The following is a 19,864-nucleotide window of genomic DNA, read 5'->3' as shown; positions in this document are numbered from 1 at the left end:
TGTATCCAATTCATTCCTCTGGTTGCTAGTATCTCCCATAGAAGCATGGAATAAACGTTTTTTCAGAAGAGATTGCATGACAAAAAAACCTCCTGAATGTCACCATTCAGGAGGTTTTTTGCTTATCTTTATGCAGATGTTTTATCTTGGTTTACCTCAGTGCCGTCTTTTAATAAGAGGCGAGGAGATTCTCCACTTGTCACTGTTGCCCCGGTGATCACACATTTTTCAATGTCATCACGAGAAGGCAGCTCAAACATCACTTCAAGCATGATACCTTCAATGATAGAACGAAGTCCACGGGCTCCCGTTTTGCGTTCGATCGCTTTTTTAGCAATTTCAGAGAGCGCTTCTTCTTCAAACTCAAGCTCTACATTATCAAGCTCAAGCATTTTCTTGAATTGCTTAACAAGAGCGTTTTTCGGTTTTGTTAAAATCGCAACCAACGCTTCTTCATCGAGCTTTTCAAGGCTTGCAATAACCGGAAGACGCCCGATAAATTCAGGAATTAACCCAAAGCGGAGCAAATCTTCAGGAAGCGCTTTTTGAAGAAGGTCTTCCTTCTCAAGATCCGCAGCTTTATTGTCTCCGCCGAACCCGATCACTTTTTGCCCTAAACGGCGTTTGATGATTTGTTCGATACCATCGAAAGCACCGCCGCAAATGAACAAAATATTTGTTGTGTCAATTTGAATGAATTCTTGATGAGGATGCTTACGTCCTCCTTGAGGCGGCACGCTTGCCACTGTGCCCTCAAGAATTTTAAGCAATGCCTGCTGCACACCTTCACCTGACACGTCACGTGTAATAGATGGGTTTTCTGACTTTCTTGCCACTTTATCGATTTCATCGATATAGATAATGCCTTTTTCTGCTTTTTCCACATCATAATCAGCAGCTTGGATGAGCTTCAAGAGAATGTTCTCAACATCTTCACCCACGTATCCAGCCTCAGTCAAAGACGTAGCGTCCGCAATCGCAAACGGTACATTTAAAATACGAGCCAATGTTTGCGCCAGAAGGGTTTTACCGCTTCCTGTCGGGCCGATTAATGAAATATTACTTTTCGAAAGCTCAACATCATCAACTTTGCTGTTGGAGTTAATGCGCTTATAGTGGTTATACACAGCAACAGCAAGTGATTTCTTCGCTTGATCCTGTCCGATGACATATTCATTCAGAATTTCGCGGATTTCCTGAGGCTTTGGTACGTCTTTAAATTCTACTTCTTCCTCTGTTCCGAGTTCTTCCTCTACAATTTCAGTGCAGAGTTCGATACATTCGTCACATATATATACACCAGGTCCAGCTACAAGCTTACGAACCTGATCTTGTGTTTTTCCGCAGAACGAGCATTTTAATTGTCCTTTTTCCTCGTTAAATTTAAACATTCTTTCACCCCTTAATCTTGTCTCACTTTTTCTTTTACCACCAGAGCAAAAGAAAATGATTCTTGAAACGAACGAGTATGTATTGCATTTTACCATACTTTCCAAAAAGACGGTAACAATGTGTTTCTGACTTGCACATTCTATATGTATGAGAAAAAACAGTTCTGCATTAACTATCTTACCCCAAGAAAAAGAGATAACTCATAATTGTACAAAACAAGGCACGAATGATTCGCGCCCTGTTTTATTATTACTATTATTATGCACCATATTAACGGTTTTCAACAAGAAAATCAATTGCTTTGCGAACTTTTAAATCTTCTTTCATCGCGTCAGCTGAACCGATGGCTTGTTTAATATTTTCAACAGGCATGTTGTATGCTTCAGCCATTTTAGTAAGCTCAGCTTCAACTTCCTCATCTGATACTTCAAGGTTTTCCGCTTTCGCAATTGCTTCAAGAGTCAGGTTAGATTTAACGCGTTTTTCAGCATCTTCTTTCATTTGCTCTTTTAACGCAGCTTCATCTTGGCCTGAGAATTGAGTGTAAAGCTCAAGGTTCATACCTTGCATTTGCAGACGCTGTTCGAATTCTTTCAGCATACGGTCAAGCTCAGTGTCAACCATTGCTTGCGGCACATCCATTTCAGCATTTTCAGATGCTTTCAGAACAAGCTCTTCACGCAATTTAGCGTCAGCTTCGTTTTCTTTTGCTTCTTCTAAACGTTTCTTTGTTTTTTCAGTTAGTTCAGCAAGTGTTTCCACTTCTTCATCGATATCTTTTGCGAATTCATCGTCAAGCTCAGGAAGCTCTTTCGCTTTGATTTCGTGAATTTTCACTTTGAAGACAGCTGGTTTGCCTGCAAGATCTTCAGCGTGGTACTCTTCAGGGAATGTCACTTCAACATCCTTCTCGGCGCCCGCTTCAAGACCCACTAACTGTTCTTCGAAGCCAGGGATGAATGAACCAGAACCTACTTCTAGAGAGTAGTTTTCAGCTTTTCCGCCTTCGAATGCTTCGCCGTCAACGAATCCTTCGAAATCAAGAACAACTGTGTTTCCTTCTTCAACAGCGCCTTCTTCTTTTACAACAAGCTCAGCTTGACGCTCTTGAAGTGCTTTTAGTTCGTTTTGAACATCTTCATCAGTTACAGCCGTGTCGTCTTTTTCAATGCCTAAGCCTTTGTAGTCGCCAAGCTTCACTTCAGGTTTTACTGTTACTTTCGCAGTGAAGATTAAGCTTTCGCCTTTTTCGATTTTTTCAACATCAATTTCAGGACGGTCTACCGGCTCGATTCCAGCTTCTTCAATCGCTTTAGGGTATTCTACAGGAAGAAGAATATCCAAAGCATCTTGGTAAAGAGCTTCTACGCCAAAGCGCTGTTCGAATAATCCGCGTGGAATTTTACCTTTACGGAATCCAGGAATTGAAACTTGTTTTACTACTTTTTTAAACGCATCATCAAGTGCTGTTTTAAACGTTTCAGCATCAACTTCAACCGTTAAAACGCCTTCGTTGCCTTCTTGTTTTTCCCATTTTACAGACATGTGTTTCCCTCCAAAAATCTATTCAGGTTGTGTCGGTCTTCCATTCTAAAGCAATCATTCGGCTTCGTCCAACAAAATCAAAGCTGCCAAAGATCAGAATCATTATGTATAGATGTTAATAATGAACTGCAAAGCCTGTCCAACCGTATTTCTTATAACCCGTTATACACAAATACAACCATTATATTATAACATAACACATAGCGCTTTCAACTATATGGCGCGATTTACAAATAAGAAATTTCTTCAAGATCTTTAATCATTGTGCACGCTTCATCGAGTTCTTTGTCAATAAACTCATACATCATATGAAGTTCTTCTTTTTCAATTTCAATCCCGTGCATCTCGTAACCGACTTTATGAAGGGCAGCTGCCCAGAGATCGGCCGACAGCAATTTTGGCTGGAACGGATATAAAACGTACAAATGTCTTCTCCACAATTCTTCCACTGCCGCATATAAGGTTGGGTTTTCATTTCCAAGCGTCTCATCCAGCACCCTTAAAACACGATGTAAAATCGGAGCAGCATCTGGCGGAACAATCTCAGACGGTTCAATTGTCAACGATTCGCCAAATTTAGTAATGTGCACAGGTTTGCTGTACTCGTGCTCGGCCAACAACATCACAATCATCGTTTTAATAATCGGGTGAGCTGAGGGGTCTTGAAGAATTGTTTTGAGCAGGCCTGTATACTTCGCTACATTGCGGTCTTTTAAGGAATGAATGAGATTCATTTGCTCTTCAGGGCTTGCCAGCACTTTTTCAGTATCAATTGTATCCTCATACTCCTCAGCCCACGCCTCGTCCTCACGTTCCGGATCGGCCATTTTTCGGCTGAAATCAAGCAGCTTATAAAATTGCTCTGCACTTTCTGCCGGGAGCTGATTTTCTTCCAAAACAGCTTCAATAGTGCTTTTGACTTCTTCGTATTTTTTGAGCTGAATCAAGATGGTCATGTACACCTGCAAAACCGTAAAATAATGGCCATAGCCTTCTCTTAACATCTTTTCGCACACGCTTTTTGCTTCTTCTAATTCGCCCAGCTCTAAAAAGCAGATGGCCATCCCTAAGTGAAGATCGGATTCAGTATCATCATATTTCATTGCTTCTGAAAAGAGTTCAAGTGCTTCTTGATACTTTTTATCCTTTAGTGATGACATCCCTTTTTCCACAAGACGATCTTTTAGATGAGGAAAAGGAATAATTTTTGCGTTCTTCTTGTCATGCGTCATACCTATATTCCTTTCAGGCATTTATTTTGTTCAAGTGTATCAACACCTGTGAACAAACACAAGAAATGAAAGGTTTCTCCAGGCGAAAAAAGCCGCCGAACAAATGCGGCAGCTTTCTCAGGCTTGAAGCCATGAACTTCTTTGTGATTCAAATTGCTTGATTTCATCCTCAAGCAAAAGTGTTAAAGAAATTTCATCATAACCGTTGATCAGCATCTCTTTCCAATGCGGATCGACTTCGAATGAAATGTGATTGCCTTCACTGTCATGAATGAGCTGTTTTTCAAGGTCAACTGTCATTTGCGATGACTGGTTTTCATATTGGCCGACAAGTTTTTTCCAATTGTCATATGGCATGCGGATTGGCAGCATACCGTTTTTAAAGCAGTTCTGATGGAAAATATCAGCAAATGACGGCGCAATGATAATTTTAAATCCGTAATCATCAAGCGCCCACGGGGCATGCTCACGCGATGAGCCGCAGCCGAAGTTTTCTCCTGCAATTAAAATGGATGCACCTTGATAAGCAGGCTGGTTTAATTCAAATTCAGGGTTCGCCTCGCCTTTCTCATCATATCTCCAATCAAAGAATGCAAAGCGGCCGTAGCCTGTTCTTTCAATCCTCTTCAAAAATTGTTTTGGAATAATTTGATCTGTGTCAACATTGATTCGATTCAACACGGCTGCTTTTCCTGTATGTGTTTTCAAAGGTTCCATCTCGCGCACTCCTTATACAACTGTTTTTTCTTGATAAAACTTTCTGACGTCAATGAAGTGTCCGTGAATGGCAGCCATTGCAGCCATTGCCGGGCTGACGAGATGTGTTCTTGCACCTTTTCCTTGCCTGCCCTCGAAGTTGCGGTTAGAGGTTGACGCACAGCGCTCTCCTTCAGGAACAACATCATTATTCATGCTCAAACACATGCTGCAGCCTGACTCTCTCCATTCAAATCCAGCTTCCAAGAAAATTTGGTCAAGCCCTTCCTGTTCAGCCTGAAGCTTCACGCTTTGAGATCCTGGAACGACGATGGCTCTTACGCTGCCAGCTACCTTTTTCCCTTTGATCATATCAGCAGCCTGGCGAAGGTCAGTCATGCGTGAATTTGTGCAGGAGCCGATAAATACGTGCTCGACTTTGATGTCTTCAATTTTTTGATGAGGGGTCAGTCCCATATATTCATAAGCGCGAACCGCTTCTTTTTTGTCATCTTCTGCAGAAAAGCTTTCCGGCGCAGGGACTTCTGAATCCACAGGAAGAACCATTCCCGGGTTGATGCCCCACGTCACCATAGGAGAAATGTCGTTGCCATCAAGGACAATAGATTTATCATAAACTGCTCCCGGATCTGTACGCAGCGCCTTCCATTCCTCTACAGCTTTGTCAAATTCCTTACCCTTTGGCGTATACTTGCGGTTTTTACAGTATTCAAACGTCACCTCATCAGGTGCAATCAAACCGGCTCTTGCCCCTGCTTCGATTGACATATTACATACAGTCATTCGTTCATCCATCGTCATATTTCTGAATACTTCCCCAGTATATTCAATGACGTAGCCAGTGCCGAATTTCACACCGTATTTGCCGATGACAGCAAGAATGACATCCTTTGCCGTTACCCCTTTTTGAAGCGTTCCGTCTACACGCACTTCAAGTGTCTTCGGACGCTGCTGCCAAAGTGTCTGTGTGGAAAGGACATGTTCAACTTCACTCGTTCCGATTCCGAATGCAAGAGCGCCGAATGCTCCATGGGTCGATGTATGGCTGTCACCGCATACAATTGTTTTCCCTGGCAGTGTTAAGCCCAGTTCAGGACCGACGACATGGACAATCCCTTGATCCACGCTGTGAAGATCAGCAAGGCGCACGCCAAATTCTTCACAGTTTCGTTCAAGCGCCGTCACTTGGCGTTTCGCGACTTCATCCTTGATCTCAAAACGATTGACGGTCGGAATGTTGTGGTCCATTGTCGCAAATGTGTTTTGGGGTCTTCTGACCTTTCTTCCCTTTTGTCTCAACCCTTCAAATGCCTGAGGAGATGTCACCTCATGAATAAGATGCAAATCAATATAGAGAAGATCCGGTTTTCCCTCACCATGTTTTACGATATGCTGATCCCAAATCTTTTCGATGATTGTTCGAGGCATCATCTTTTATTTCCTCCCTCTATCTGTGAACTAAATAAGCTGTCACACATTAGAAATTGTATTTTCACTCATGATTGCTGCCTTGACTTCCTCTGTAATGGCCTGAGTGCTGCTGAACTCTTCGCCTCGCGCCAAGTCTCTTGTTCTTTTTCCGGAAGCTAAGACTTTGTTAACCGCATCTTCTACAGCTTTCGCTTCCTCTTCAAGCCCGAAAGATGTTCTCAAAAGCATTGCCGCTGATAATATGGCTGCGAACGGATTCGCCATTCCTTTACCGGCTATGTCAGGCGCAGAGCCGTGAACAGGCTCAAACAAATGAAGACCTGAGCTTGACAGGCTGGCTGACGGGAGCATTCCGAGTGAACCTGTCAGCATGGATGCTTCATCGCTTAAAATATCGCCGAACATGTTTTCAGTCACCACGACATCAAATTGATTCGGCGCATAAATCAGCTGCATAGCCGCATTGTCCACAAGCATGTGCTCCAGCTTCACCTCAGGAAAGTCTTTTGCAACATCTTCAGCCACCTCACGCCATAGCCTGCTTGATTCAAGGACGTTCGCTTTATCAACTGAGGTCACTTTGCCTTTTCTGGCCGCCGCCATTTTAAAGCCCTCTCTGATTACACGTTCAATTTCCGTCCGCTTGTAAAACAGTGTGTCTATAGCTTCCTGTTCACCTTCATTATTTACATAGCGTTTGCTAGGCTGGCCGAAATACAAGCCGCCTGTCAGCTCACGAACAATGACAAAATCAACGTGATCTATATACTCTTTTTTTAAAGGTGAGGCGTCAGAAAGACTTTCAAACACCTTTACAGGCCGTAAATTCGCAAACAAATCAAGCTGTTTTCTGATACTAAGAAGCCCTTTTTCCGGTCTCAGCTCAGAAGGATTTTGATCCCACTTCGGGCCTCCGACAGCGCCAAGCAATATAGCGTCGGCATTTTTACAAGCGGCAATCGTTTCTTCCGGGAGGGGATTGTTATGTTCATCAATCGCCGCCCCTCCAATCAAGCCATAATCAAATTCAAATTCATGGTTAAAGCGTTCGGCAACACTTTTCAGTACGTCTGTCGCTGATTCTAATACTTCAGGGCCGATCCCGTCTCCAGGCAATAGAGCAATACGTTTTTTCAAGTTAACCGTTCTCCTTTCTTTTAGGATCCGATAGCTGCATGGCTTTTAAATCCGCTCATACTCGACTGAAAAGCCAACTGACGGTTGACTGCGTTCAAATAGGCTTTCGCTGAAGCTTCTAGTACATCTTGCGCTATGCCCCGCCCTGCTGATTCTTCTCCATTCACCAAAACTCTCACATATACCTGAGCAAATGCGTCTTCGCCTTTTCTATTGGACTGAATGCGGTAGTCCAAGAGCTCTAAGTCTTTGTCGATACTGCGTTCAAGCGTGTTGTAGATCGCTTCCACGCTCCCGGCTCCAGTTGCTGCTTCCTGAATAAGTTCTGCGTTTTCTTGGTTTTTCAAAGAAAGTGTAGCTGTAGGAACCTGACTTGTTCCGTAATGCACTTGCAGGGAAAGAAATTCATACCCAATCTTGCGGTCTGTTACTTTTTCTTCTAAAATAAGAGAAACAAGATCCTCATCAGTGAATTCTTTTTTCTTCTCAGTCAACTCTTTGAACATCGTAAAAAATTTATTAATCTCTTCACTATCAAATTTGAATCCTAAAGCAGTCAGCCGGTCTTTAAAGGCGTGGCGTCCAGAATGTTTGCCTAAAACAAGCGCATCTGCCGTCACACCGACAAGCTCCGGTGAAATAATTTCATAAGTCGATTTTTCTTTTAAGAAGCCGTCCTGATGGATACCTGATTCATGAGCAAATGCATTATCACCCACTACCGCTTTATTGCGCGGCACAACCATGCCTGACAGCTTGCTTACTAGATCGCTAGTACGTTTAATCTCGTTCAATGTAATGCCTGTTTCAGCTTGGTAGAAATCTTTTCTGATATGAAGGGCAACAGCAATTTCCTCTAACGCTGCGTTCCCGGCTCTTTCACCGATTCCGTTCACAGCGCATTCAATTTGATCAGCACCATTTTCAATCGCAGCAAGTGAGTTTGCGACTGCCATTCCCAAATCATCATGACAGTGGGCCGAAAGCTTTGCTTGCTCAATGTTCGGAACGTTTCCCTTCATATATTTAAAGATATTGCCGTATTCCGCCGAAGCCAAATATCCGACCGTGTCCGGGAGATTGATAACACTCGCGCCTGCGTCAATGACTTTCTCGACGATTTCCGCCAAAAACGCCAGTTCAGTGCGGCAGGCATCTTCAGCTGACCATTGCACAACCGGAAAACGCTCTTTTGCGTATTTCACCATTTCAACCGCTCTTTCTACCACTTGCTCACGCGTCATTTTCAGCTTGTGTTTCAAATGAATGTCCGATGTGGCGATAAACACGTGAATTCTCGGATAAGCACCGTCCTTTAACGCTTCCCAAGCAGCATCAATATCACCTTTTACACAGCGGGCAAGACCGGTTACTGAACAATTTTTAATGGTTCTTGCAATCTCTTGGACAGCTAAAAAGTCACCTCGGGACGAAGCGGGAAACCCCGCTTCAATGATATCTGCCCCGAGTCTTTCGAGCTGCTTTGCTATGGCGAGTTTCTCCTGTGTATTTAAATTCACGCCAGGAGACTGTTCACCATCACGAAGCGTCGTATCGAAAACATTAATTTTGCGCAACGGAGACCACCGCTTCCTTCTTCTTGCCTTGTTTCACAAACGGCATCATTTCACGAAGCTTTCTTCCGACAACTTCAATTTGATGTTCGTTTTCGCTCGTATTGATAGCGTTGAAGCGAGGACGGTTTACTTGGTTTTCGACGATCCACTCTTTTGCAAATGTACCGTTTTGGATATCTTTTAACACTTCTTTCATAGACTCTTTTACTTTAGCATCAACAACGCGAGGGCCTGATACGAAATCTCCCCATTGTGCTGTGTCAGAGATTGAATATCTCATGCCTGCAAGCCCTTCTTCGTACATAAGGTCTACGATTAATTTCAGTTCGTGAAGACACTCAAAGTATGCAAGTTCAGGCTGATAACCCGCTTCAGTTAATGTTTCAAATCCTGCTTTGACAAGCGCAGTTAATCCTCCGCAAAGCACTGCTTGCTCACCGAACAAATCTGTTTCTGTTTCTTCTTTAAATGTCGTTTCCAAAACGCCAGCTCTAGCGCCGCCGATTCCTTTTGCATACGCGAGGGCTTTGTCTTTCGCTTCACCAGTCACATCTTGATAGATCCCGAACAATGCCGGCACACCAGCTCCTTGCTCATATGTTCTTCTGACTAAGTGTCCCGGCCCTTTAGGCGCTACCAAAAATACATCAACATCAGCCGGCGGAACAATTTGATGGAAATGAACGTTAAAACCGTGAGCGAACACTAATGATTTCCCAGCAGTCAATTCATCTTTAATTTCAGCTTCGTAAACTTTTTGCTGCTGTTCATCCGGAAGCAGAACCATGATGATTTCAGCTTGCGCTGCCGCTTCTTTTACTGTAAATACTTTATGTCCGTCTTCTTGGGCTTGAGTGAAAGATTTTCCTTGTCTAACACCAACGATTACGTCAACGCCGCTTTCTTTAAGGTTCAATGCATGTGCGTGGCCCTGTGAGCCGTATCCGATAACCGCTACTGTTTTTCCAGCCAATACGTTCTCTTTGATATCACCGTTATAATATACTTTTACCATTTCAATCTCTCCCTTGTTATGTTTTATACAATAGATATTGTTTTATTGAATGACGGCTTTTGCTGGGTTCCCCTCGTAAAAGCCGTTGTACCTGTTCTCGCGATTTCTTTAATGCCATAAGGTTTTAACAATTCAATAAGCGCCTCAATTTTGTTAGATTCGCCTGTCACCTGAACAACGATGCTGTCTCTGCTGACATCAACGATAGTGGCTCTGAACGGTTCTATGATTCCATTCAGCTCTGATCTCGTTGACGGTGCGGATACGACCTTGATTAAGGCCAGCTCCCTCTGGACAATCGATTGATTCGTAATATCCGTGACTTTCAGCACATCAATCTGTTTGTTAAGCTGTTTTGTCAGCTGTTCAACATCATTTTCTCCTTCAACGTGAACGACAAAGGTGATTCTGGAGACACCGTTTGTCTCCGTGTGTCCAACTGTAATGCTTTCAATGTTGTAATGTCTTTTTGTAAATAGACCGGTGATCCTGTTCAGCACGCCGGAACGGTTCACCACGGTCAATGTGATAATTCTTTTCAAGGTTTCACCCCCACCATTTCATGCAATCCTTTTCCCGGAGCCACCATCGGGAATACTTTTTCTTCACCGGCAACCCGCACGTCAATGACAACCGGTTCTTTTGATGTTAGTGCCTCTTCCAGCTTTTCTTTCGCTTCTGCTTCTGAAGAAATTCTGATGCCTTTAATGCCATAAGCTTCTGACAATTTGACAAAGTCAGGCTGAGAAGCGAATTTAGATTCTGAATAGCGTTCTTCATAGAAAATTTCCTGCCACTGTCTGACCATCCCGAGACAAGCGTTATTTAAAATGACGACTTTAACCGGAATGTTCAATTCGCGGATGACATCAAGTTCTTGGAGTGTCATTTGAAAACCGCCGTCTCCGACGACTGCGACAACAGTAGCATCTTTATCTGCCAGCTGTGCGCCAATCGCTGCCGGAAGGCCAAATCCCATCGTTCCAAGCCCGCCTGATGTGACCCATTTATCTGCTTTTCGGAATGGATAAAATTGCGCTGACCACATTTGATGCTGGCCGACATCCGTTGCAACAATGGCCTCGCCTTTTGTAAATTGATGAATATATTCAATCAATTTCTGAGGTTTAAAGCCTTCTTCTTTATTATCTACATACCAGAGCGGATACTCTTCTTTCCACTCGGCGAGCTGTTTTTTCCATTCCTTCGAATCGCTTTGTTTGCCGTCTTGTTTGATCAGCTCCTGCAAGACAGTTTTACTGTCTCCGACTACAGGAATCTGCGTTTTCATGATTTTTCCGATTTCAGCCGGATCAATATCGATGTGGGCAATCTTTGCGTTTCTGGCAAAGTGCTTCAGGTTTCCTGTGACGCGGTCATCAAACCGGGCGCCGATGCTGATTAAAAGATCACAATCATGAAGAGCCATATTAGCTGTATAAGTGCCATGCATTCCCGCCATCCCCAGGAAAAGCGGGTGGTCAGCAGGGAAGCCTCCGAGTCCCAAAAGGGTGTGTGCCACAGGGATTTGCTGCTGCTCAACATAATTTTTTAATTCTTCTGACGCTTTTCCGTGCAGTACGCCCGCACCCGCCAGGATCACCGGTTTCTTTGCGCTGCTTACGGCTTCCACAAGCTTGCGGATCTGCAAATAATTCGGCTCTGTTGTCGGCTGGTATCCCGGGAGGTCCATCTCATGATCGTAGCTGAATTCCCCTTCAATTGTTGCTACATCTTTCGGAATATCAATCAATACAGGTCCGGGTCTTCCAGTTGTTGCGATATGGAACGCTTCTTTAATAATACGCGGCAAATCTTCCGGCTTGCGAACCTGATAGCTGTGTTTTGTCACCGGCATCGTAATTCCTAAAATATCTGCTTCCTGAAATGCATCGCTGCCGATAACAGATGTTGCGACCTGACCAGTAAAGACGACTAATGGCAATGAATCAATCATGGCATCGGCAAGCCCTGTCACAAGGTTTGTCGCTCCGGGTCCTGAAGTGGCGATCACGACACCCGGTTTTCCAGATACTCTTGCGTATCCTTCCGCAGCATGGATCGCACCTTGTTCGTGACGGGGAAGGATATGTACCATCCCTGAATTGTAGAGTTTATCGTAAATCGGAAGCACAGCCCCGCCCGGATAACCGAAAATCATCTCTACTTTTTCTTTCTTTAATGATTCAATCAGCATTAATGCTCCGCTCATTGTCTGTGTACATTCGGCAGATGCTGAATCCACCTGTACGTTAGTCCCCATTTTAGTTCCTCCCTTTGAATTTCATCCTCTAAAGATCATCTTTTTATTCGTTTGATAGCTGATTATTCAATAAAAAGAGCCCTTCCACCCACAATCAGCCGCGCAGTTGAATGCGATAGCCAAAAGGGGCGAAAAGGCTCTTCTTTCCGCGGTACCACCCTTGTTTACGGCCTATAATCGGCCGTCTCATGGATATTTCTATCCGCTTTAATAACGAGTGAATCAAGTTCACCCGGCCAGGTCCTACTATCTAAGATTTCAGACTGGCACTCTGAGGCGAGTTCACCTTGTAAAGCTTCGCCGGTTCTCAGCTAACCCGGTTCTCTGTGGGAAACTTTATCAAGGCTACTTATCCTCATCTGCGCTTTTCATATTCAGCCTCCGAAACAGCTTTTCAGCTGTTCCTGAAGGTTATTATTTTAAACATTTTTCAGATCACATTGCGATTATTTTTCGCTTGTGAAGCTTGCGTTTATCTTTTGTTGAACTCATATTACGCCGCTTTGGACCTAGTGTCAACAGCATTTTTAAAATTATTAGACAATTTTGATTAATCAATCTATATTGTATACGCTTTCATCATTGGTGTATCAGGAATTGCAAATGTTATAAGTTTTTATAATTTTTTTATTAATCTATCAAGGATACACCAGAATTTTTTAATTTCCTAGAAATGTGTCATATTTTATAACATACTAGCGCCGGCATATAGATTGAAATATGACATATCACCTAGCAAATCATTTCATTTCGGATAGGCACTTCCATTCATCCTGCAGCATACATTGATGGTATCTTGCAAAGAAAAGGTGATACGATGAATAAATCATTAGCTGACATGCAAGGATTCCCCCTAGGTTTTCCCAGTTTTCCGCCGCAATATTATCCGGCTGCCCCTGCCTTTTACCAGCAAAGCCATCATCCAATCGGAGGTTATGGATATAGTCAGCCGTACAGCCAAGCATACAGCCCGCTAAGCCCTGCCGGCAGTATGTACTCCTCTTTTCCATATGCTTCAGGATTTTACGGACAGCAATTTGCCGGCGCCGGCTATGTCGGCCATGGCGGCGGATTTAGTATCCCAGCGACGTCCGCTGGCGGTGTCAGCATTCCAGCAACGCATGCTGGCGGCTTCAGCGGAGCATCAGGGGTACATGGGGGCTTTAGATATTAAAAAGACACAAGAGCCAAACTTTGTTTTCGGCTCTTTTTTCCATTTAGAAAAAGAACGGATTTATCGAAGTAAAATATGTTCTGATAACCTGCACATTCTGGAGGAGGAGACTGGAAACGCAGCTATGAGGGGTTAAAATTCAAACAGTGTGTTTACGACGAAGAAGCTGTGAGACATTTTTATGGGGCTAGAAAGTACAGAGGCGGCGCTATCTTATCTATCTTTTTTGTCTCACGCAATAGCTTTGAAACTCCTCTGATGTTTTCAATTTTGTTTATTTCAAAGTTCAACGGGAATTAGAAAAACATGAACGATGAAATGCAAAATTGATAAAGGAGGAGATTGATATGAAAAATATAGTTGGTGTATATGAAACGCCGCAGGAAACCATCGCAGCGATTGAAGGCTTATTAACAAAAGGTTATGATTCTGACGACATTTCTGTTGTGACAAGCCGGCGAGATACAGATTATCTTGAGTCACGAACAGGAACAGAAGTCAATCAAGCCGTCGATGCACATGAAAGCGGATCTGAATCTTTTATTGATAAACTAAAAGATTATTTCACAATGGATGATACGGCAGAACATAGCAAAACATTATCAGATTTGGATATCAAGGCTGGAGAAATTGACAAGTATCAAGAGGATCTGGATGACGGCAAACTCCTTGTAGCCGTTGATACGGATGCAGATGTAAATGCTCCTATCGATAACGGCAGTGCCCTATCAGGCGGCTTTTCCAGCACAAATGAAATGGCGGATTATACAGCGAAAGAAGAAAAAACAATGCCGTTGCGGGAAGAACAGCTGAAAGTCGATAAGGAAGATATTCAAACTGGAGAAGTAGAGATAGGAAAAGAAGTAAAAACAGAACAAAGAGATATGGACATCCCAGTGAGACATGATGAAATTTATGTCGAACGCCGCCCAGTGGATGAAAACAGAGCGGACGCTTCTCCTGTCAATGATTCAGAAACGGTCAGAGTTCCAATCGTTGAGGAGAAACTGGAAGTGACGAAAAAACCGGTTGTCACTGATGAAGTGGTTGTCGGAAAACGAACTGTAGAAGAAAATGAGCATATTTCTGAAACTGTGAAAAAAGAAGAACCCCGCCTGCATAAAGAAGGAAAAGCTGATGGCTTGGATGATGATCCGTTAAATAATAAATAAAAGTCATAACTCTACAGCAAAAAACCTCAAATCCTTAAAGGATTTGAGGTTTTTCTTTTGGTACGTCCCAGGAGAGATTCGAACTCCCGACCGACGGCTTAGAAGGCCGTTGCTCTATCCTGCTGAGCTACTGGGACATGCTTTGTTTTTCGCCTTAACTATCAGCGACAAGATTTATTATATATGGGACACAACAATAAGTCAACGGTTTTTTAGAATTTTTTTCATGAGGAAGAAAATTTTCTTCCCCATGACATTTTCATAGTGTGACTCGGTTTTGCAGATCCTCAATTTCATGGCCTGTTTGGTCGTAAAAACGCACTGTCGCAACATCATTTTCTAATGTCAGTATAGCATAGCTTTCTGTCCTGCGCACCCTCGGAAGCCGGATGCTGCCTGGATTAATCAGCAGTTTTCCGCGCAGCACTTCACTTCCCGCGATGTGCGAATGCCCGAAACAAATGATATCCGCTCCGAGCTCCTCTGCACGATAGTATACGTTTAACAAAGTTTGTTTTATACCGTGAAGGTGACCGTGCGTGACCAAGATTGTTTTTGAACCGGCAGTCAGAAGAAGCTCGTCCTTAAAATCGCCTGCAAAATCACAGTTCCCTTTTACAACCTCATAAGGCTCCAAAACCGGATGCCCTGATTTAAGCTCAGAGTCTCCGCAATGAATCATGAGATCAACTTCTGCTTCATGCCGTTTCGAAATGGTTTGGAGTTCTTCTTCAAGCCCATGGCTGTCACTGATAATCAGCACGTTCATGTATAAACTCCCCCTTATGCCTCCAAAAGCTTAGACAGCTTTTTAAGCGCGTCAGCTCTATGGCTGATTTTATTTTTTTCATCACTTGTCAGTTCAGCCATTGTCTGATCTTTATCTTTCACGATAAAGATCGGGTCATAGCCAAAGCCGTATTCTCCTCTCGGTTCTTCAGCAATGTACCCTTCAACATGACCTTCGACTGTTTTTGTTTCCTCGCCGGGGATACTCACAGCCAGCGCACAGCGGAAACGGGCGGTGCGCTGTTCTTTTTCTATCCCTTTCAGCTCGCTGAGCACTTTATCGATATTTGCCTGGTCGTCTTTCTGTTCTCCCGCATAACGTGCGGAATAAACGCCGGGTCTTCCGCCAAGATTATCGACGGACAGACCGGAGTCATCAGCAATCACCATTTTGTTCACTGCTTTGGCAACAGCTTCCGCTTTCAGAATTGCATTTTCTTCAAACGTATGGCCTGTTTCTTCAATTTCTTCTGTGAAGCCAATTTCAGCTAACGATTTGACATCATAATCTTTCGGCTCAAGAATCTCTTTGAATTCCTTCACTTTTCCCGGATTGTGCGTCGCAATAATTGCTTCTTTCATGATGATCAAGCCTTTCTGTCTTTATTTCAGTTCTGGCAGAGAATCACCCAGTACTTCTTTTTGCTTGTCAATCAGTTCCTGAATGCCTTTTTCAGCAAGTCCGAGAAGACCGTTCAGATCCTCCCTTGAAAAAGTCGCCTCTTCCCCGGTTCCCTGCAGTTCTACAAAGCGGCCGCTGCCAGTCATAATGACATTCATGTCCACTTCAGCGGAGGAATCTTCCTCATAATTTAAATCTAACAAAATTCCCTGTTCCTTATCAATTCCGACAGAAATCGCAGCAAGAAAATCAGTGATCGGATTTGTCTTAATCGTTCCCGCTTTCATCAGCTTGCCAACCGCAATCGACATCGCAAGAAACGCACCTGTAATTGAAGCGGTTCTTGTTCCGCCATCAGCCTGAATGACATCACAGTCAATCCAAATCGTCCGTTCCCCGAGCTTTTCTAAATCTACAACTGCCCGAAGCGCACGGCCGATCAAGCGCTGAATCTCCATTGTTCTGCCGGAAATTTTTCCTTTTGAAGATTCTCTGATTGTTCTTTGGTTTGTTGCCCGCGGCAGCATGCTGTATTCAGCTGTAATCCAGCCTTTTCCTCCGCCCCGCAAAAACGGCGGCACGCGATCCTCAACAGACGCGTTGCAAATTACTTTTGTGTTTCCCGCTGTTATTAGAACAGAACCTTCCGGATGGCTGATAAAATCCAAATCGAATGTGATTGGACGCAGCTCATCATGTTGTCTTCCGTCATGTCTCATGTTTTACCTCCGATTATATGTACATAAACCATTTTTGTCCCGGAATTGAATAAAGAAAGAGGCAGCCGGAACGCTAACCTCTTTCTTTCTAGTATACCAAAAATCTCAATTTAAAAACTACCCGTATTCACTTGAGAAGGTCTGGAGACTGGTTTTGTGAGCTTTTCGCCTTTTTCATTTACGAGCTCTGATTTACCGTTCACTTTAACAGAGACACTTTTTATATCGGGCTGCTCCGTTAATGTCAGCACAATACTGTTCAGCACTTCTGAAGAAATCATTTTCGTCTTTTCATCGGCGCTGCCGAATATAGATTGATTGAAATCTAACGTTACGCGTCCGTCTTTCATTTTTGGTTTACTGACCAGCTTTACATCTCCACTAAAATCCGTTAACAGTCCGCTCACCTTGCTTGGACCTTTGGCCAGTTCATTGATCGCTGCTGTGATGTCGTCTTTTTCCGAATTGTCAATTCGTTTTGTCACCGGCACGTAGTATTCACTATTCTCGTTTTCCGCCAAATAATAGACAGTGAGCGGATGTGTTGCAGTGAGGTCATTCACGCCGGATGTTTCCATATTAATCCCGTCTTTACGGCTTAAATCATCTGAGATCGGCGTGCCGCCTACAGGCATCTCCTTCAGTTCATGGCCGTTTATTCTCAGCTTCACTTTGTCTATCGAACTGAATTGCGTCAGCGTCCATGTGACAGATTGAACGATTTTCTGTTCGTCTTCCTTCTTATAATTTTTAAATTCATTAGAGAAGTCCGCTATTGCAGTCCCGTCTTTTTTGATGTCAACGTTAACGGCTGTGTCGGCTGGCAATACCGCTCTGAAGCCGTTCGGAAGGATTTCTGACACAGGTCCGCCTTGAACAAGGTATTCAAGCGCCTGCTTGGCAGTGCCTTCACTTTTCGGAAGGGGCAGCGTTTGCGCAACGACATACCCGTTTTTATCAATAAGATAAAGCTCCCTCATGACTGCGGATGAGGCTTGATCCGCTTTTGCGGTATCACTTTTTTCACTTCCTGTTTTTTCAGCTGTTGTATTTGAATTGGCCCCCGCTTCATCATTCACGTATGTAACGTCTTGAGGCGGATCAATTTCCTCAGCTGCCTTATCAGATTGAAACAAACCGCATCCAGATAAAAGCAAGACAGAGGTGAGGCAAGTGGCACCAATGACTGCAGGTCCTTTTTTCAGCATACTTTTCCCTCCTAAAGCTGTTTGTACTATTATGTATACGAGCCTTATTAGGAAATAGACCGAAGAATTCCCATCAAACAGAAAAAACCCGCAACATGCCGTTGCGGGAGAAAACTATCTTCTAATCGGTTCTTGCAGTGAAATGCATTCCACGCGGCCCACCTCATGGCCAAACCAGTCATCTGCGATTTTCGCAAATTGATCACGTGCTCCTGTTGTCAGGAACTGATGCTCAGGAACAATCGGAGACTGGTTAAGCAGCCCTTTGTATGAAAGAATCGTGCTGACTTCCCGGGCTGTTTCATCACCGGAAGAAATAATGTTTACATGTTTCCCCATATATCTCTGAATAGATTCTTTTAAAATGGGATAGTGGGTGCAGCCCAGAATCAGCGAATCAATCGCTGTGTCTTTTAAAGGATATAGCGATGTTTTCACAATCTCGTCTGCTGTTTTGTCGAGAAATCTCCCGCTTTCCACAAAAGGCACAAGCAGTGGGCAGGCAAGGTTCTCAACCTTCAGATCAGGATTTAATGCCAAAAGCGCCTCTTCATATGCATTGCTTTTTACCGTATTCTCTGTGCCAATGACACCGATATGCTGATTTTCCGTCACTTTTATCGCTGCTCTCGCACCCGGCTGGATCACTCCGACAACAGGGATGCTGACGCTGCGCTGGATCTCTTCCAACGCAATCGCTGTTGCTGTGTTGCAGGCAATCACGAGCATTTTGATGTGATGGTTTTCGAGTAAATAATTCGTCAGCTCCCACGTATATTGAAGAACTTCTTCTTCAGGGCGCGGCCCGTACGGACACCGCTTTGTGTCCCCGACGTAGATAATATTTTCTTTTGGTAGCTGTCTCATGATTTCCTTTGCAACGGTTAAACCGCCAACCCCGGAATCAATGACTCCTATTGGTTGTTCCAACAAAATCGCCTCATTTTCTCTTCATTTCATGCTGTAGTTTCATCAATGATTTTTCGAAGATGGCTATTTCTTCATCTGTAAACGTTTCGAACATGTTGTGCAGATATTCCTGCCTTTTTGTAATAACCTCTTGGATAATCCGTTCTCCTTCGGGTAAAAGGTGTATCCGGACAACGCGCCTGTCCGCAGGGTCCTTGACTCTTTCAACAAGCTCATTTTTTTGCATGCGGTCGATTAAGTCCGTCGTTGTGCTGCATGCCAAGTACATTTTGCCTGATAGTTCGCCGATTGTCATATCTCCTGCTTCATAAAGCCATTGCAGGCCGATAAATTGCGGCGGCGTGATCGCATATTGGTTAAGGATTTCTCGTCCTTTTTGTTTAATGATCGCGGCAATGTGGCGGAGTGACTTTTCAATATCCGCAACATGCTCCAAAGGTTTTGATATCATTTGTCCATCCCTCACTCAAGGATCTCTTACGCACAAAGCGTTCCGTGTCTATTTTCCTTCTTTTTTGAAGAAAATGCAAGACTCACTGGAGAGAAATAGCGGACTTTAGGCCAAACACATCATAATAGAAACTTTTGTTTTTTGCCTGGCTATCCAAGTTTTGCACAGCATTCCAAATATGGTTTCAAGCGTTATAAACAGCAATAACCGGCTCCTTCCTGAAAAGAAGGAATACCGGCAAGGATTAAAGCTCTAACTCACCCATTCTAAGAAGCTCAACAACGGCTTGCGAACGCCCTTTCACACCTAATTTCTGCATGGCATTTGAAATATGGTTTCGAACGGTTTTCTCACTGATAAATAGCTCGCTTGCAATCTCCTTTGTTGTCTTATCTTGAACGAGCAATTCGAACACTTCTCTTTCTCTTTTCGTTAGCAGCGGCTTCGATTGAAATTCTTTCTCCTTCAAGTATTGTAACCCTCCTTGCTA

At 43.6% G+C, this 19,864-nt stretch carries 19 protein-coding genes, 1 tRNA gene and 1 other annotated feature; of the genes, 2 read left to right on the top strand and 18 right to left on the bottom strand.

Annotated features, from left to right (window positions below; genetic code table 11):
• Window positions 1-128: 128 nt before the first annotated feature.
• The 10 genes from clpX to ilvB all read right to left on the bottom strand — a co-directional run bounded on the left by clpX (window position 129) and on the right by ilvB (window position 12,309).
• Complete coding sequence (gene clpX / locus BTW01_RS06510; RefSeq protein WP_162102208.1) at window positions 129-1,391, bottom strand: ATP-dependent protease ATP-binding subunit ClpX; 1,263 nt, start codon at window positions 1,389-1,391, stop codon at window positions 129-131.
• A 271-nt stretch (window positions 1,392-1,662) separates the two neighbouring features.
• Window positions 1,663-2,937 (bottom strand): trigger factor, encoded by a 1,275-nt coding sequence (tig, locus tag BTW01_RS06505; protein WP_162102207.1) that lies wholly within the window; start codon window positions 2,935-2,937, stop codon window positions 1,663-1,665.
• Window positions 2,938-3,164: 227 nt separating this feature from the next.
• Complete coding sequence (ddcA, locus tag BTW01_RS06500; RefSeq protein WP_162102206.1) at window positions 3,165-4,169, bottom strand: DNA damage checkpoint antagonist DdcA; 1,005 nt, start codon at window positions 4,167-4,169, stop codon at window positions 3,165-3,167.
• A gap of 117 nt (window positions 4,170-4,286) precedes the next feature.
• Window positions 4,287-4,886 carry a 3-isopropylmalate dehydratase small subunit gene (gene leuD, locus BTW01_RS06495; RefSeq protein ID WP_162102205.1) on the bottom strand — a complete coding sequence of 200 codons (600 nt, stop codon included), beginning with the start codon at window positions 4,884-4,886 and terminating at the stop codon, window positions 4,287-4,289.
• 12 nt (window positions 4,887-4,898) lie between these two features.
• The gene (leuC, locus tag BTW01_RS06490) at window positions 4,899-6,317 is read right to left on the bottom strand and encodes a 3-isopropylmalate dehydratase large subunit (protein ID WP_162102204.1); all 1,419 of its coding nucleotides are present in this window, start codon (window positions 6,315-6,317) and stop codon (window positions 4,899-4,901) included.
• Window positions 6,318-6,356: 39 nt separating this feature from the next.
• The gene (gene leuB / locus BTW01_RS06485) at window positions 6,357-7,454 is read right to left on the bottom strand and encodes a 3-isopropylmalate dehydrogenase (RefSeq protein WP_162102203.1); all 1,098 of its coding nucleotides are present in this window, start codon (window positions 7,452-7,454) and stop codon (window positions 6,357-6,359) included.
• Between the two features lie 20 nt (window positions 7,455-7,474).
• Window positions 7,475-9,031 carry a 2-isopropylmalate synthase gene (locus tag BTW01_RS06480; protein ID WP_162102202.1) on the bottom strand — a complete coding sequence of 519 codons (1,557 nt, stop codon included), beginning with the start codon at window positions 9,029-9,031 and terminating at the stop codon, window positions 7,475-7,477.
• On the bottom strand, window positions 9,018-10,046 hold the full coding sequence (gene ilvC / locus BTW01_RS06475) for a ketol-acid reductoisomerase (RefSeq protein WP_162102201.1): 1,029 nt from the start codon (window positions 10,044-10,046) through the stop codon (window positions 9,018-9,020). The genes BTW01_RS06480 and ilvC overlap by 14 nt, the downstream gene beginning before the upstream one ends.
• 23 nt (window positions 10,047-10,069) lie before the next feature.
• Window positions 10,070-10,588, bottom strand: coding sequence for an acetolactate synthase small subunit (gene ilvN, locus BTW01_RS06470; RefSeq protein ID WP_162102200.1), 519 nt, complete (start codon window positions 10,586-10,588; stop codon window positions 10,070-10,072).
• The gene (ilvB, locus tag BTW01_RS06465) at window positions 10,585-12,309 is read right to left on the bottom strand and encodes an acetolactate synthase large subunit (protein WP_162102199.1); all 1,725 of its coding nucleotides are present in this window, start codon (window positions 12,307-12,309) and stop codon (window positions 10,585-10,587) included. Before ilvB ends, ilvN begins: the two co-directional genes overlap by 4 nt.
• Before the next feature lie 121 nt (window positions 12,310-12,430).
• Window positions 12,431-12,680, bottom strand: a binding site (T-box leader).
• 446 nt (window positions 12,681-13,126) lie between these two features.
• Here ilvB and BTW01_RS06460 point away from each other — a divergent pair.
• Both BTW01_RS06460 and BTW01_RS06455 read left to right on the top strand, forming a co-directional pair.
• The gene (locus tag BTW01_RS06460; RefSeq protein ID WP_162102198.1) at window positions 13,127-13,483 is read left to right on the top strand and encodes a hypothetical protein; all 357 of its coding nucleotides are present in this window, start codon (window positions 13,127-13,129) and stop codon (window positions 13,481-13,483) included.
• A gap of 347 nt (window positions 13,484-13,830) precedes the next feature.
• A complete protein-coding gene (locus tag BTW01_RS06455; protein ID WP_162102197.1) occupies window positions 13,831-14,655 on the top strand; it encodes a YsnF/AvaK domain-containing protein in 825 nt (274 codons plus the stop codon).
• A 63-nt stretch (window positions 14,656-14,718) separates the two neighbouring features.
• Here the strand turns inward: BTW01_RS06455 and BTW01_RS06450 are convergent.
• From BTW01_RS06450 to gerE, 8 genes are all read right to left on the bottom strand, one after another.
• Window positions 14,719-14,792 (bottom strand) — tRNA-Arg (locus BTW01_RS06450).
• 122 nt (window positions 14,793-14,914) lie between these two features.
• A complete protein-coding gene (locus tag BTW01_RS06445; RefSeq protein WP_162102196.1) occupies window positions 14,915-15,424 on the bottom strand; it encodes a YfcE family phosphodiesterase in 510 nt (169 codons plus the stop codon).
• Between the two features lie 14 nt (window positions 15,425-15,438).
• Window positions 15,439-16,035 carry an XTP/dITP diphosphatase gene (locus tag BTW01_RS06440; RefSeq protein WP_162102195.1) on the bottom strand — a complete coding sequence of 199 codons (597 nt, stop codon included), beginning with the start codon at window positions 16,033-16,035 and terminating at the stop codon, window positions 15,439-15,441.
• Between the two features lie 12 nt (window positions 16,036-16,047).
• Window positions 16,048-16,785, bottom strand: a complete 738-nt coding sequence (gene rph / locus BTW01_RS06435) for a ribonuclease PH (RefSeq protein WP_162102194.1) — start codon at window positions 16,783-16,785, stop codon at window positions 16,048-16,050.
• Between the two features lie 110 nt (window positions 16,786-16,895).
• Entirely contained in the window at window positions 16,896-17,993 is a 1,098-nt protein-coding gene (gerM, locus tag BTW01_RS06430) for a spore germination protein GerM (RefSeq protein WP_162102193.1), read from the bottom strand.
• Between the two features lie 114 nt (window positions 17,994-18,107).
• Window positions 18,108-18,926 carry a glutamate racemase gene (gene racE, locus BTW01_RS06425; protein WP_162102192.1) on the bottom strand — a complete coding sequence of 273 codons (819 nt, stop codon included), beginning with the start codon at window positions 18,924-18,926 and terminating at the stop codon, window positions 18,108-18,110.
• A gap of 7 nt (window positions 18,927-18,933) precedes the next feature.
• Entirely contained in the window at window positions 18,934-19,374 is a 441-nt protein-coding gene (locus BTW01_RS06420) for a MarR family winged helix-turn-helix transcriptional regulator (protein WP_162102191.1), read from the bottom strand.
• A gap of 244 nt (window positions 19,375-19,618) precedes the next feature.
• Window positions 19,619-19,843, bottom strand: coding sequence for a spore germination transcription factor GerE (gerE, locus tag BTW01_RS06415; protein WP_003184172.1), 225 nt, complete (start codon window positions 19,841-19,843; stop codon window positions 19,619-19,621).
• Between the last annotated feature and the right edge of the window lie 21 nt (window positions 19,844-19,864).

This window comes from Bacillus sp. SKDU12 (genome assembly GCF_010093085.1).
GTDB classification, from domain to species: Bacteria; Bacillota; Bacilli; order Bacillales; family Bacillaceae; genus Bacillus; species Bacillus mexicanus.
This window is presented reverse-complemented; position numbering and strand designations above follow the sequence as displayed.